General features: G+C 69.3%; 13 protein-coding genes. 7 read left to right on the top strand and 6 right to left on the bottom strand.

Annotated elements, in window-relative coordinates:
- Positions 1–900: DNA recombination protein RmuC (locus ACFQ4O_RS09815; RefSeq protein WP_378775513.1), on the top strand; the 900-nt coding region annotated here is incomplete at its 5' end.
- Positions 901–919: 19 nt separating this feature from the next.
- Here ACFQ4O_RS09815 and ACFQ4O_RS09820 read toward each other — a convergent pair.
- Genes ACFQ4O_RS09820 through ACFQ4O_RS09830 form a run of 3 tightly spaced genes read right to left on the bottom strand, consistent with a single transcriptional unit; the run spans position 920 to position 1978 of the window.
- Positions 920–1267 carry a YkvA family protein gene (locus ACFQ4O_RS09820; RefSeq protein WP_378775514.1) on the bottom strand — a complete coding sequence of 116 codons (348 nt, stop codon included), beginning with the start codon at positions 1265–1267 and terminating at the stop codon, positions 920–922.
- A 49-nt stretch (positions 1268–1316) separates the two neighbouring features.
- Positions 1317–1745 (bottom strand): metallopeptidase family protein, encoded by a 429-nt coding sequence (locus ACFQ4O_RS09825; RefSeq protein WP_378775515.1) that lies wholly within the window; start codon positions 1743–1745, stop codon positions 1317–1319.
- Positions 1742–1978: a hypothetical protein gene (locus ACFQ4O_RS09830; RefSeq protein WP_378775516.1), complete on the bottom strand. Its 237-nt coding sequence runs from the start codon at positions 1976–1978 to the stop codon at positions 1742–1744. The genes ACFQ4O_RS09825 and ACFQ4O_RS09830 overlap by 4 nt, the downstream gene beginning before the upstream one ends.
- Positions 1979–2214: 236 nt before the next feature.
- Here ACFQ4O_RS09830 and ACFQ4O_RS09835 point away from each other — a divergent pair, with 236 nt between their 5' ends.
- Positions 2215–2562 carry a hypothetical protein gene (locus ACFQ4O_RS09835; protein ID WP_378775517.1) on the top strand — a complete coding sequence of 116 codons (348 nt, stop codon included), beginning with the start codon at positions 2215–2217 and terminating at the stop codon, positions 2560–2562.
- Between the two features lie 78 nt (positions 2563–2640).
- Here ACFQ4O_RS09835 and ACFQ4O_RS09840 read toward each other — a convergent pair whose 3' ends face one another.
- Together ACFQ4O_RS09840 and ACFQ4O_RS09845 are read right to left on the bottom strand one after the other, a co-directional pair.
- The gene (locus ACFQ4O_RS09840) at positions 2641–3306 is read right to left on the bottom strand and encodes a protein phosphatase CheZ (RefSeq protein WP_378775518.1); all 666 of its coding nucleotides are present in this window, start codon (positions 3304–3306) and stop codon (positions 2641–2643) included.
- Entirely contained in the window at positions 3303–3686 is a 384-nt protein-coding gene (locus ACFQ4O_RS09845; RefSeq protein WP_271202861.1) for a response regulator, read from the bottom strand. Before ACFQ4O_RS09845 ends, ACFQ4O_RS09840 begins: the two co-directional genes overlap by 4 nt.
- Before the next feature lie 261 nt (positions 3687–3947).
- On the opposite strand from ACFQ4O_RS09845, the gene ACFQ4O_RS09850 reads away from it, so the two are divergent.
- The 5 genes from ACFQ4O_RS09850 (at position 3948) to arfB (ending at position 11848) form a co-directional block, all read left to right on the top strand.
- Positions 3948–6854, top strand: a complete 2907-nt coding sequence (locus ACFQ4O_RS09850) for a calcium-binding protein (RefSeq protein WP_378775519.1) — start codon at positions 3948–3950, stop codon at positions 6852–6854.
- A 105-nt stretch (positions 6855–6959) separates the two neighbouring features.
- Positions 6960–7442 (top strand): MaoC family dehydratase, encoded by a 483-nt coding sequence (locus ACFQ4O_RS09855; RefSeq protein WP_378775520.1) that lies wholly within the window; start codon positions 6960–6962, stop codon positions 7440–7442.
- A gap of 113 nt (positions 7443–7555) precedes the next feature.
- A complete protein-coding gene (locus tag ACFQ4O_RS09860) occupies positions 7556–8989 on the top strand; it encodes a homospermidine synthase (RefSeq protein WP_378775521.1) in 1434 nt (477 codons plus the stop codon).
- Positions 8990–9539: 550 nt separating this feature from the next.
- A complete protein-coding gene (locus tag ACFQ4O_RS09865) occupies positions 9540–11303 on the top strand; it encodes a calcium-binding protein (protein WP_378775522.1) in 1764 nt (587 codons plus the stop codon).
- Between the two features lie 122 nt (positions 11304–11425).
- Positions 11426–11848, top strand: coding sequence for an alternative ribosome rescue aminoacyl-tRNA hydrolase ArfB (gene arfB, locus ACFQ4O_RS09870; RefSeq protein ID WP_271202857.1), 423 nt, complete (start codon positions 11426–11428; stop codon positions 11846–11848).
- A 185-nt stretch (positions 11849–12033) separates the two neighbouring features.
- Here the strand turns inward: arfB and ACFQ4O_RS09875 are convergent, their stop codons facing one another.
- Positions 12034–12759, bottom strand: a complete 726-nt coding sequence (locus ACFQ4O_RS09875; RefSeq protein ID WP_378775523.1) for a GntR family transcriptional regulator — start codon at positions 12757–12759, stop codon at positions 12034–12036.
- Between the last annotated feature and the right edge of the window lie 348 nt (positions 12760–13107).

Genomic DNA, 13107 nt, shown 5'->3' on the forward strand with positions numbered 1-13107 from the left:
GGCGTGGCGGAGCGGCTGGACGCGGTGGGCGCGCGGGTGGGCGAAGGCCTCAACGCCAGCGGGCAGGCCACCGCCGAGCAGCTTCAGCGGCTGGAGGCGCGGCTTTCGGTCATCGACGCCGCCGGCGCCCAGATCGGCGCGCTGGCGGGCCAGGTGACGGACCTGCGCGCCATCCTCGCCAACAAGCCCGCCCGCGGCGCCTTCGGGCAGGGGCGGATGGAGGCGATCCTGCGCGACGCGCTGCCGCCGCAAGCCTACGCCTTTCAGGCCCGCCTCTCCACCGGCGTGCGGCCGGACGCGCTGATTCGCCTGCCCGGCGACCGGCGCGGCCTCGCGATCGACGCCAAGTTCCCGCTGGAGGGCTTCGAGCGGCTGCGGCTCGCGGAGACGCCCGAGGCGACGAAGGCGGCCGAGACGCGGGTGCGGCAGGACGTGGGCCGCCACGTGGCGGACGTGGCGGAGAAGTACCTCATCGCCGGCGAGACCCAGGACGTGGCGCTGCTGTTCGTGCCCTCCGAGCAGATCCACGCCCAGATCGCCGAGAGCTTCGACGACGTGGTGCAGAAGGCGCACCGCGCGCGGGTGCTGATCGTGTCGCCGTCGCTGCTGACGCTCGCGGTGCAGGTGGTGCAGGGCCTGACGCGGGACGCGGCGCTGCGCGATCAGGCCCATCTGCTGCAGGCGGAGGTGGGGCGGCTCATGGACGACATGCGCCGCCTCGGCGAGCGGGTCGACCGGCTGAAGCAGCATTTCGGGCAGGCGATCGGCGATCTCGACCAGATCGCGATCTCGGCGGAGAAGATCGCCCGCCGGGGCGCCCGTCTGGAGCAGATGGAGCTTGGGCCGACGCCCGCGGCCGAACCCCTGCCCAACCCGCTCCGGCGCGACGCGGCGGAGTGAGGGCGGGAGCGTTCCGGCGTCAGGCGCGTTCGGCGGCGGTCTCCGCGTCCGCCATGGCGCGACGGGCGGCCTCGCGGTGGCGGTCGCGGATGTTAAGGCTCACCGCCGCGATCGCCGCGGCGATCACGCTGGCGTCGTCCGTGAAGCCGACGAACGGCACGAAGTCCGGGATCAGGTCGATCGGCGTGATGAAATAGGCCAGCGCCCCGAGCAGCGTCAGCCGCACGCTCGACGGCGTCTCCTCGTCCATCGCGCAGTAATAGGCGGCGAGCAGATCCTCCGCGAACGGCAGCGAACGCAGCAGGTTCTTGGCTTTCGGCCAGAACTCGGAGCGCACGCGGCGGAGCTGGGATCGGAGATCGGTCATGGATGTCGCACTCCCTCGCGCTGCGAAATGGGAACGGGTGAGGCCGCGATCAAGCGGGCGCCGTCTCGGCGTCGGCCAGCGCCTCGATCGCCTCCATGTCGTCGTCCGACAGGCCGAAGTGATGGCCGATCTCGTGCACCAGGACATGGGTGACGATGGCGCCCAGGGTCTCCTCGTGCTCCGCCCAGTAGTCGAGGATCGGGCGGCGGTAGAGGTGGATCACGTTGGGGAACTGGCCCGTGCGCGGGGCCGCCTCGCCCTGCGCCAGACCGACGCCGGTGAACAGGCCGAGCAGGTCGAACTCGCTTTCGGCCTCGAGCTCCTTCAGCACGTCGTCGGTCGGGAAGTCGTCCACCCGCACCACAACGTCACGGGCGAGCGCGCGGAACTCCTCGGGAAGCCGCGCGAAGGCCTCGTCGGCGAGCCGCTCCATCTCGCCGAGATCGGGCGCCGCGAGCCGCCCCCAGTCCGCCGTCATCGGCCCGCTCCACCCGTGGTCATGTCGATCATCACCCAGACCGCGAGGCCGACGATCGCGATCAGCGCCAGCCCTCGCCCCGCGCGCCGGGCCCAGAGAGCCACCCTGTCGTCCGGATCGTCGCCATGGCCCTCGCCGATCGAGGCGCGCGCGGCGCCGCCGAGCGCGTCGTCGGCGTGAAGGCGCAGCCGGGACAGGTCGGGCGGGGCGAAGGCGGGATCGGGGCGCGTCATGACCGCCAGCGGATCACGTTCGGCGTCCGGAGAAAAGGCCCCGCGCGGGAGGCCCGCCGGCGGTGTTCGTCAAGGAGACGGCCGGGCGGATGGAACCGGATGCCGCGTTCGCGCGATGAACATGGCGTGAACCGACGCTTCAGGAGCCCGTCATGCGGGCCGGGCGACGCTGACCCCAAGGCCCGGGCGTAATGTTCCGGGCAGCGCTTCAAACGAACGATAACGAGGAAACGAACATGCGCCGCTTCATCGCCCCTCTCGGCCTCGCTTTCGGCGTCGCCCTCACCGCCTTCGCCGCCGCCCCCGCGAGCGCCGCGCCCGTGACCCGCAGCGTGATCGCAGTGACCGACGCCTCCACCCCCGCCGCCTGCCGCACCGTGGAGCGCCGGGTGCGCAGCGGCGGCGTGGAGCGCATCACCCGCACCCGCGAATGCACCCGTCCGCGCTACGAGGAGCGCCGCGTCTACCGCGACGACCGTCGCGTCTACCGGGACGAGCGCCGCGCCTACCGTTCGGACCGCGGCTACCGCGCCTACGAACGTCCGCGCTATCAGGCTCCGGGCCTGACCATCAACGTCCGCTGACGCCAAACGAAAAGCCCGGCGCGGAGAGGTTCCGCGCCGGGCTTTTTCATGCGCCGGTCTCCGGCGATTTCGCGCCGGTCAGGAGCGCAGCAGCGCGTCCACCTCGTCCTGGCGGATCGCCGTGTCCGCGGACTGCGGGCCGTGCAGCAGAAGCTCCCGCGCCCGAGCCTCGCGCGTGTCCAGGGCGCTGATGTCCGGCAGGTCGCCGTTCGGCTGCACCGCGGCCGCGAAGCGTCCGACCCGCTGCTCGATGTGCTGCAGCGTCTCGATCACGCGGGCGATGCGCTGGCCGGTGATGTCCTGGAACGAGCAGGCCTGGAAAATATCCATCACCTTGGCGTTGGCCACCTCCCGCAGCGTGTCGTCGTCGCGGTTCGCGGCGGAGAGGATGTCCTCGGCGCATTCCATGATCTGATTGGTGGCGTCCTCGGTGGCGCCCACGATCGCCCACAGGTCCTCGCCGGCCTTGGGCAGGCGGTTGGCCTTCAGGTCGCCGGGCTCCAGAGCGGTGATCTCCGTGCGCATGCGGCCGATGTAGTCGGCGATCTCGCGCAGCTCGCGATAGATCGTGGCGTCGATGGAGGCGAAGAACGCCTGCATGGAGGCGGCGGTGATCTCCGCCAGCGCGACCACGTCCCGGAACGAGGTGGCGCCGTCGGTGGCGCGCGTCTCGTCCAGATAGGCGCGCATGCGGGCGAACTGCTCCTCGGCCTCCCGGTCGGCCGTCCGCGAGGCGGGGCTCATTCGCCGAACACCGCGTCGATCTTGGCCTTCAGCGTCTCGGCGTTGAAGGGTTTGACGATGTAGTTGTTCACGCCCGCCTTCTTGGCGGCGATCACGTTCTCGGTCTTGGATTCAGCCGTGACCATGATGAAGGGGGTGCGGTTCAGCTTTTCGTCCGCGCGCACCTCGCGCAGCAGCTCGATGCCGGTCATGGGCTCCATGTTCCAGTCGGAGATAACCAGCCCGTAGCGCTTGTCGCGCATCTTTCCGAGCGCCTCCGAGCCGTCCGCCGCCTCGTCCACGTCCTCGAAGCCGATCTGCTTCAGCAGGTTGCGGATGATGCGCAGCATCGTCTTGTAGTCGTCGACGATGAGCACAGGCATGGTCGGGTCGATCGCCATGGCGAACGGTTCCTCATCCTTCGGGGGAGACGCTTGCGCCGGCTCCCCTTTTTCTTCCGTGTTGCGGTCCGGGCGCCCGGCGGCGCGCGACCGATCCTCTCCTGAATACCGCCGCAGGGTTGATTTTCGGTTTAGGCCCCGCGCATGGCGGGACCCCGCCGCCGCTTAACCATAAATATCCGTAGTGTAACGGATTTTTAACATTGAGCCGCTGGGCCATGGTCCGCCGCAGTTCAGTCTGCAGCATCCAGGGTATCGGTCATGGCGCGTTTCAACGTCGACGTCGGGCTTTTCGGCAAGTCCGCGGGAACAAGCCTCGACTATACGTTCGACGCACTGACCTATTCCAAAAGCGGCACGGCCTCCGCCGAACTCTCCATCGGCGGCGACGTTCTGGGCGGCCACGCGGCCGTGGGGCTGGACTACAGCTTCACCTTCGGCCTGGTGGCGAAAGCCCATTTCGATCTCGGAAGCTCCACCGCCGCCCTCGACGTGGACGCGACCGGCGAGACCTCCAGCCGCGACACGGTGGACGGCGTCGCCAAGGCCTATTTCGACACCGCCGGCTTCAAGCTCGACAGTTTCGAGGTCGAGGGCACGGGTCCCGATCTCCTGAAGAGCTACGCCTCCGTCGATCTCATCGCCAAGCTGAAGGCGGAGATGACCGGCTCGGTCGGGTACAACATCGACGCGTACATCTACTCCGACGAGGGCAGCGCGGACTTCAGCAACATCACCCTCGCCGACATCGACTACAGCCGCACCATCCTCGGCATCGTTCCGGGCGCGTTCGGCGGGTTCGACGGCCAGATCTACGAGGCCGACTTCGACTACGGCGCGGTCAAGGTGCTCGTGCCGGAGTTCGAGTTCGGCGATCTCGAGACGGATGACACCTCGGACGCGCCGCTCGGCTCCTACAGCGTCGCGATCGAGTCCTCGCCGTTCCTGGAGGCGGAGCTCGACCTCGACAAGTTCACCGCGCTGCTCGGCCTCCAGACCAGCGTGGACGAGGAGCTCGACCTGTCGATCGTCAAGTTCGGCATCGAGGTCGGCGTGCTGGACGCCAAGCTGATCGGCGGGCTCAGCCTGAAGCAGGAGATGACCTACACGCCGGACATCGACGTGACGCTGAAGTCCTCCTTCGGCGAAACGCTGACCGGCAAGGCGGGCGACAAGTTCGAGTTCGAGACCCCGGAGGGCGAAGGCTGGTTCCGGGTGAACGCCTCCTACGACGTGACCATGGACGTGAAGGCGGTCACCTCGCTGGTGTTCAACGCGTCGCTCGGCATCAAGATCGACTACGGCGAGCTGTCGGCGGAGCTGAACATCGCCGACGTCTACAGCGACAAGTGGTCCCTCGAATTCGCCCTGTTCGACGAGACGGTCCCGCTCTACAGCACCGGCTTCGAGCTGTTCTCCAACGACAGCGCCTATGACCTCGGCAGCTTCACGCAGTCCTACCGGGTCTATTACGAGAAGTTCGTCACCTCGGCCTCGGGCCAGACCCTTCGTCTGACCAGCCACCAGATCGCGCTGGACGCCGGCGCGCTGGACAACCTCGTCACCGGCAACACGCTCGACAACGTGATCAACGGCGAAGGCGGCGCCGACACCATCTCCGCCGGCTGGGGCGACGACGTGGTGGACGGCGGCGCGGGCGACGACGTGCTGAACGGCGGGCGCGGCGACGACACCGTCAGTTTCGCATCCGCCCTCGGCGGCGTGACCATCGACCTTTCGGCCGGGACGGCGGTCTCCGGCGCCGAAACCGACAGCTTCACCCGTTTCGAGAACGTGATCGGCGGCGACCATGCGGACGTGATCCTCGGCGCCGGCCGCGGCGGCCTGCTGGAAGGCGGCGCGGGGGCCGATCGCATCGTCGGCGGCCGATCCGAAAGCGAGGGGGTCTCCGTGCACCGGGACGTCGCGTCCTATGCGGGCTCGGACGCAGGCGTCACCGTCAACCTCACCACCGGGGTCCACACCGGCGGCGACGCCGACGGCGACACGCTGGTGGACATCGTGAACGTCCTGGGCAGCGCCCACGCCGACAGCCTGACCGGCGACGACGCCCGCAACATCCTGTCCGGCGGCGCGGGCGACGACCAGCTCAACGGCCTCTCCGGCAACGACCGCCTGATCGGCGGCGCGGGCGCGGACGCGCTCGACGGCGGCGACGGCGTGGACACGGCGAGCTACGAAAACGCGACCGCGGGCGTGGCGGTGTTCCTCGGCGGCCTGGGCTACGGCGTCAATCTGGGCGAAGCCGCCGGCGACACCTTCGTCAGCGTCGAGAACGTGCGCGGCAGCGCGTTCGACGACTACCTGATGGGCTACAACGCCAAGAACGTCTTCGACGGCGGCGCCGGCGCCGACTACATGTGGGGCGGACGCGAGGACGGCGACATCGTCACCTACGCGCGCTCCTCCGCGGCCGTGTCGGTCGATCTCGCGAGCAACGTCAACACCGGCGGCGACGCCCAGGGCGACTTCATCCGCGACATCGCCAACATCACCGGCAGCAGGCACGCCGACACGCTGGCCGGCGACGATTACGCCAACGTGCTGAACGGCGGCGGCGGCGGCGCGGACACCCTGCTCGGCCGGGGCGGCGACGACATCCTCGCCGTCACCGCCGCGCCGACCCTGGTGGACGGCGGCGACGGGACGGACACGCTCCGCATCGCCTCCGACCTGTCGCTGACCCTGACCGACGCCACCTTCGTGGACATCGAGAGGATCGAACTGCGCGTGGGCGCGAGCGTCGACCTGTCGGGCGTCTCCACGGCCGTGACGGTGCAGGCGGGCAAGGGCGGCGGCCAGGTCATCGTCGGCGGCGCGGGGGCGGACGAGATCCGGCTCAACGGCGGCGGCGAGGCCACCGGCGGGCTCGGCGACGACAGGCTGTTCGCGAGCCGCGGCGCCGACCTGTTCCACTTCAACGCCGCCGGCTTCGGCGACGACGTGATCTCCGGCTTCAACCTCCAGTGGGACCGGCTCGACTTCGCAGGGCATGCGGAAAACCGCGGCGACCTCGTGTTCTCCGCGGCCGCCGACAGCCTCGGCACGCTCATCACCTTCGCCGGCGATCCGGCCGGCGACTCGGTCCTGCTGCTCGGTCTCGACGTGGCGGCGGTGGCGGCGCGGGGCGATTTCCTGTTCGGCTGACCGCCCGGATGACAGGCGCCGGCCTGTCATCCGAAAGGCGCGTTGCACTGCAGCGAGGGCGGCTCCAGAGTGCCGCCGCTCTCGCAATCAGCCTTGCAGGCTCACATGAACGCCGCCTTCCAGCCGACAGATCCTTCGGTCGACCATGTCGACCAGATCGCCTTTGAGGATCTGGTCATCGGCCAGACCGCCGAAATCCGCCACGAAGTGTCGGAGGAAGGCGTCCGGACCTTCGCGCATCTGACCGGCGACACCAATCCGATCCATCTGTCGGAAGCTTACGCGGCCAACACCCGCTTCGGCGGCCGCATCGCCCACGGCCTCTACACCGCGAGCCTGATCTCGGCGGTGCTCGGCACCAAGCTGCCGGGGCCGGGCGCCGTCTATCTGTCGCAGACCATGAAGTTCCGCGCGCCGGTGCGCCTCGGCGACGTGGTGGTGACGCAGGTGGAGATCACCGCGCTCGATCCCAGCCGCCAGCGGGCCACCTTCTTCTGCACCTGCTCCGTCGGCGACAAGGTGGTGCTGGACGGCGAGGCGCAGGTGATGGTGCCGACCCGCAGCGAGATCGAGGCCGAACTGGCCTGACCATCGGGTCGTCATCGTCCTGTCGTCCGTTCTGTTGATTCTCCGGCTCCGATCGGCTTAATCGGTCGTGTGCGCCGCAGCGTGCGGCTGTCCTTGAGAGGAGCGGAGACGAAATGACGGATCATCCGGTGTACGCGAAGATTGACGGCCCGATCGTGATGATCGGATTCGGATCGATCGGTCGCGGAACGCTGCCCCTGATCGAACGCCATTTCGAGTTCGACCGTAACCGGTTCTTCTTCATCGATCCGAGCGATCACAACAAGCACATCCTGGACAAACACGGCTACGAGCTGATCCAGCAGCATGTGACCAAGGAAAATTACCGCGAGCTGCTGACCCCGCTGCTGACGCAAGGCGGCGGACAGGCGTTTTGCGTCAACCTGTCGGTCGACACCGGCTCGGTGGACCTGATCGCGCTCTGCCAGGAGCTCGGCGCGCTCTACATCGACACGGTGAACGAGCCGTGGCTCGGCTTCTATTTCGACAAGACCAAGGGCCCGTCGGAGCGCTCCAACTACGCGCTGCGCAACATGACGCTGGACCTGCGCCGGCGCTCGCCCAAGGGCCTCACCACCGCCGTCTCCACCTGCGGCGCCAATCCCGGCATGGTGTCGTTCTTCGTGAAGCAGGCGGCGCTGAACGTGGCGGCCGATCTGAACCTGAACACGCCCGAGCCCACCAGCCGCGAGGAATGGGCGAACCTGCTGCGCCAGATCGGCGTCAAGGGCGTCCACATCGCCGAGCGCGACACCCAGCTCACCAAGCAGCCCAAGCCCCGCGGCGTGTTCCTGAACACCTGGTCCGTGGAGGGCTTCATCTCCGAGGGCCTGCAGCCGGCGGAACTCGGCTGGGGCACCCACGAGACCTGGAAGCCGGACACCGCCCGCGAGCACGACGACCCGAACGCGGCCGCGATCTATCTGATGCAGCCGGGCGCCGCGACCCAGGTGCGCACCTGGTGCCCGACGCCGGGGCCGCAATACGGCTATCTCGTCACCCACAACGAGTCGATCTCGATCGCCGACTACTTCACCGTCCACGAGGACGGCAAGGCGGTCTACCGCCCGACCTGCCACTACGCCTACCATCCGGCGGACGTGGCGGTCCTGTCGTGGCACGAGCTGTTCGGCGCCGAGGGCGAGGTGCAGAAGACCCTGCACGTGCTGGACGAGGACGAGCTGGAAGAGGGCGTCGACGAGCTCGGCGTGCTGCTCTACGGCCACGCCAAGGGCGCCTACTGGTTCGGCTCGCAGCTTTCGCTGGAGGAGGCGCGCCGCCTCGCGCCCTACCAGAGCGCGACCGGCCTTCAGGTCACCTCGGCCGTGCTCGCCGGCATGGTCTGGGCGCTGGAGAACCCGAACGAGGGCATCGTCGAAACCGACGAGATGGACTTCAAGCGCTGCCTCGAGATCCAGGGCCCCTATCTCGGCCCGGTGAAGGGTTACTACACCGACTGGACCCCGCTCCAGAACCGCCCGGGCCTGTTCCCCGAGGATCTGGACGAAAGCGACCCCTGGCAGTTCCGCAACTTCCTGGTGCGCTGAAGCCTGTTTGGACCTTCGCGTCTGGCGTCGTGCTTGAGGCTGGCTCACGACCATCCCGCTCCGCAGCTTCCGGCGGAACAGGTTGATCGTGACGCCAACCTCCCCCTCACCTGGCCCTTCGGGCCGACCTCTCCCCGCTGGGGAGAGGTCGCAGGCGGCGCCGTTCTTCACCTCTTCCCAGCGGGGAGAGGTCGGATGACGCAGTCATCCGGGTGAGGGGGAGCGATGAGCGCCGCAAAGACCTCAAGCGGTCTCGGCCATGACGGGCGCCAGACGCGCGCTCTGCGACAGACCCCGAACAGGCGCTGAGCGGCGTCAGCCGCCGACCTGACGATCACGGCCGCGTCCCTCCGGGGGGCGCGGCCTTTTTCATGTTGTCGCCCCGCCGCGCGAAAAAATCCGCCGCCGCCCGCGCCGGTGTTCCCCAGGGAACGGCGGCCGGGGGCCCGATCCCCGACAGTCGGGTCATCGAGAGCGGACGCCACGCCGGCGACCGCTCCGCGGACGAGGCGGGAATGGTCCCCCTCGCCGCCGATCGGGAGCAACGACCATGGCCGACATCATCGACCCCAAGGGCAACCTGTCGAACACCGCCTTCAACGACAACGGCCCCTTCGGCGCCCACAGCCTGCTCGGCGACACCCTGTCCGCGCTCGGCGGCGACGACGTCATCACCGTGCGCGGCGGAAACGACACCGTGTTCGCCGGCGAAGGCGACGACGTCATCTACGACCGCGCCACCGCCGTGATCGGCTCCGGCGACGACCGCTTCTACGGCGAGGGCGGGAACGACACCATCAGCGGCGGCGAGGGCAAGGATTACATCAACGGCGGTTCGGGCGACGATTTCGTCGGCTACTCCGCCAGCCCGACGGCGGTGAGCGTAGACCTCACCACCGGCCGCGGCGGCGGCGCCGAGACCAGCCACTCCTTCGGCGACCGCTATGTCAGCATCGAGAACGTGGTCGGCTCCGGCTACGCCGACACGATCCGCGGAAACGCAGGCGCCAACCGGCTCTACGGCCGCGACGGGAACGACGTCATCCGCGGCGAGAACGGCGACGACCGGCTCTACGGCGAGAACGGACGGGACACGCTCTATGGCGGCCTCGGCGAGGACTTCCTCTCCGGCGGCGCGGGGAACGACACCCTGCTCGGCGGCTCCCAGGACGACATCCTGCAGGGCGACGCCGGAAACGACACGCTCAACGGCCAGGGTGACGACGACCGCCTGCTGGGCGGCGACGGCGACGACACCCTGATCGGCGAAGCCGGCGACGACACGCTCGAGGGCGGCGCCGGCCTCGACACGCTGGAGGGCGGGATCGGCGTCGACATCCTCAGGGGCGGCGACGGGAACGACGTGCTCGACGGCGGCGCGGGCGCCGACCGCATCGACGGCGGGGCGGGTGTGGACACGCTGGTGTTCAACACCGCGCTCGGCGTGGAGGTGAACCTCGCCACCGGCCGCGGCGCGTTCAACAACGCCCAGGGCGACACCTACTTCAACATCGAGAACGTCACCGGCGGATCGGGCGCCGACCGCATCACCGGCGACGGCGGCGCCAACCGGCTGCTCGGCGGGCGCAACGAGGACACGCTGATCGGCGGCGGCGGACACGACGTGCTCGACGGCGGCGACCAGAACGACCATCTGCTCGGCGGCTCCGGGAACGACCGGCTGATCGGCGGCGGCGGGAACGACCGGCTCGAAGGCGGCACGGGCGCGGACGTCTATTACGGCGGCGCGGGCGACGACGTGCTGCTCGACTTCCAGGTGGCCGCGCGGCCGACCGCCTTCGCAAGCGCCGACGAGATGCACGGCGGTTCCGGGAACGACCAGCTGTTCGCCTTCGGCGGCGCGGACCGCCTGTTCGGCGACAGCGGCGACGATCTGCTCGACGGCGGGCTCGGCGCCGACACGCTGAACGGCGGGACCGGGAACGACCGGCTGATCGGCGGCCAGGGCGCCGACACGCTCACCGGCGGCCGCGGGCTCGACGTGTTCGTGTTCTCCTCCGCCTCCGACAGCGGCGTGGAGATCGGAACCAGCGACCGCATCACCGACTTCGCCCGCGGCGTCGACACGATCGACCTGTCGGGGATCGACGCCGACACGGGGCTCGCCGGCGATCAGGCCTTCCGGCTGGTGCAGCTTCCCGACGCCGACCCGTCCGGCCAGATCCGCGTCTTCGCCGATCAGGCCCAGGGCAAGACCTTCGTGCAGGGCTTCGTCGACGCGGACGGCGCGGCGGACTTCGTGATCGAACTCGCGGGCGTCCACACCCTGACCCAGAGCGACTTCATCCTCTGATCGCAGCCGACCGCCGACAGGACGGGGCGCCGCCGGGAATTGACCCGGCGGCGCCCCGCGCCCATGTTCCGCGGCCTGCGATCGGAGACCGCCGATCCGCCCCCGGACGAGCTTTCGCGACGATGATCGAGATCACGCCCACGCTGGCGATCCATGAGGACGAGATCGAGGAGAGCTTCGTGCGCGCCTCCGGTCCCGGCGGCCAGCACGTGAACAAGACCTCGTCCGCGGTGCAGATCCGGTTCGACGCCCGCCGCTCCCGCTCGCTGCCGAACGACGTGGCGATCCGGCTGATGAAGCTCGCGGGCGCGCGCCTGACGCTCGACGGGGTGATCGTGCTGACCGCCCAGAGCCACCGCAGCCAGGCCCGCAACCGGGAGGAGGCGGTGGCGCGGCTGGTGGAGATGATCCGGGAGGCGAGCGTCCGCCCCGAGCGCCGACGCGCGACGCGCCCGACCCGCGCCTCGGTGGAGCGGCGGCTGACCTCAAAGGGCAAGCAGTCGACGGCGAAGTCGCTCCGGGGCCGGGTGCGCGGCGACGACTGAGCGCCGGCCCGAAAGACCCACCGCCGTCATGCCCGAGCGTGTCTCGGGCATCCACGACTTGGACGTTTAAGCCGCCGAACCCCTTAAATCGTGGATGCCCGAGACAAGCTCGGGCATGACGGGTTTGATGTGACGCGGCTTCCGACGCGCGGCAGGCCCAAGCCTCCCCGCCGAACCGCCTTCCGTCAGTCGAAGATGTCGCCGTGCTCTTCCACATAGACCGCGAGGCCGAGCGTGTGGTCCAGCGCGTGGCGTTCGGCGAGGTCGCGGTCGCGCTTCTCCAGCGCCTCGATGATGGCGAGGTGCTCCACGATCGAGCGGCTGGCGCGGTCGTCGCGGCCGATGGTGAGCTGGCGCAGGCCCCGCACGTGCACCAGCAGGTTCGCCGTCATCTCCGCCAGCGTGCGCGAGCCGCTGAGGCGGATGATGGTCTGGTGGAAGCGGATGTTGGCGTCGGAGTATTCGTGCACGAAGTCGGACGGCTTGTGGGCCTCGTCGAACTTTTCGAACAGCGTGCGCAGCTTCTTGATGTCCTCGTCGGAGGCGTTTTCGACCACGAGACGCGCGGCCATGGCCTCCAGCGCCGCCCAGGCCTGGATCATCTCGACCACTTCGCGCTTGGTCTTCTTCAGCACCATGATGCCGCGGCGCGGCATGGACTTGACGAAGCCCTCCTGCTCCAGCATCGCCACCGCCTCGCGCACCGGCGTGCGGCTGACGCCGAGGCGCTCGGAGAGCTGACGCTCGTCGATCCAGGTCGGCTCCGGCGTGGAGTAGATGTCCATGTTGAGGATCGCCTGCTTGAGCGCGGCGTAGACCTTGGCCTTGAAGGTCTGCTCCGGCGCGAAGCGCTCCAGCACCAGATCGGACACCGGCTCGTCCGGCGCAGGCCAGCGCAGCGGGGCTTTCACGGGCGGCTTCTCCTCGAACGATGTCAGCGCGTGGCGCGCGAAATACCAGACGGCGGCGCGGTCATCATACGCGTCTTTCGGACGGCGCCGCGGGAACGCCCTGTCCGGCATCAATTTTTCTCGCTCATGCGACAATTTCGCGTCGCTTGAGCGGAATACGGGGCTTCACCCACGTCCGTCATATGAAAAGGGACGGCCCTTCGCGGGCCGTCCCGACGTCATGGTTCGGAGTTCGGACAGGTCAGAGCGACGCGCCCGCGACCTTCTTCGGCGCTCCGCCCTCGCCCTTGAGGAGTTCGACGAGCGTTTTTCCGAGGCGCGCGGGGGATGGGGAGACGCGGACGCCGG

The organism is Methylopila musalis, assembly GCF_042679725.1.
Classification (GTDB): domain Bacteria; phylum Pseudomonadota; class Alphaproteobacteria; order Rhizobiales; family Methylopilaceae; genus Methylopila; species Methylopila musalis.

Excerpts from the sequence above, each read along its gene's own strand:
- ACFQ4O_RS09840 (WP_378775518.1), bottom strand. The coding sequence starts at position 3,306 with ATGAGCCCCGCCTCGCGGACGGCCGACCGGGAGGCCGAGGAGCAGTTC.
- arfB (WP_271202857.1), top strand. The coding sequence starts at position 11,426 with ATGATCGAGATCACGCCCACGCTGGCGATCCATGAGGACGAGATCGAG.
- ACFQ4O_RS09830 (WP_378775516.1), bottom strand. The coding sequence starts at position 1,978 with ATGACGCGCCCCGATCCCGCCTTCGCCCCGCCCGACCTGTCCCGGCTG.
- ACFQ4O_RS09845 (WP_271202861.1), bottom strand. The coding sequence starts at position 3,686 with ATGGCGATCGACCCGACCATGCCTGTGCTCATCGTCGACGACTACAAG.
- ACFQ4O_RS09865 (WP_378775522.1), top strand. The coding sequence starts at position 9,540 with ATGGCCGACATCATCGACCCCAAGGGCAACCTGTCGAACACCGCCTTC.
- ACFQ4O_RS09820 (WP_378775514.1), bottom strand. The coding sequence starts at position 1,267 with ATGACCGATCTCCGATCCCAGCTCCGCCGCGTGCGCTCCGAGTTCTGG.
- ACFQ4O_RS09825 (WP_378775515.1), bottom strand. The coding sequence starts at position 1,745 with ATGACGGCGGACTGGGGGCGGCTCGCGGCGCCCGATCTCGGCGAGATG.
- ACFQ4O_RS09835 (WP_378775517.1), top strand. The coding sequence starts at position 2,215 with ATGCGCCGCTTCATCGCCCCTCTCGGCCTCGCTTTCGGCGTCGCCCTC.
- ACFQ4O_RS09860 (WP_378775521.1), top strand. The coding sequence starts at position 7,556 with ATGACGGATCATCCGGTGTACGCGAAGATTGACGGCCCGATCGTGATG.
- ACFQ4O_RS09850 (WP_378775519.1), top strand. The coding sequence starts at position 3,948 with ATGGCGCGTTTCAACGTCGACGTCGGGCTTTTCGGCAAGTCCGCGGGA.
- ACFQ4O_RS09855 (WP_378775520.1), top strand. The coding sequence starts at position 6,960 with ATGAACGCCGCCTTCCAGCCGACAGATCCTTCGGTCGACCATGTCGAC.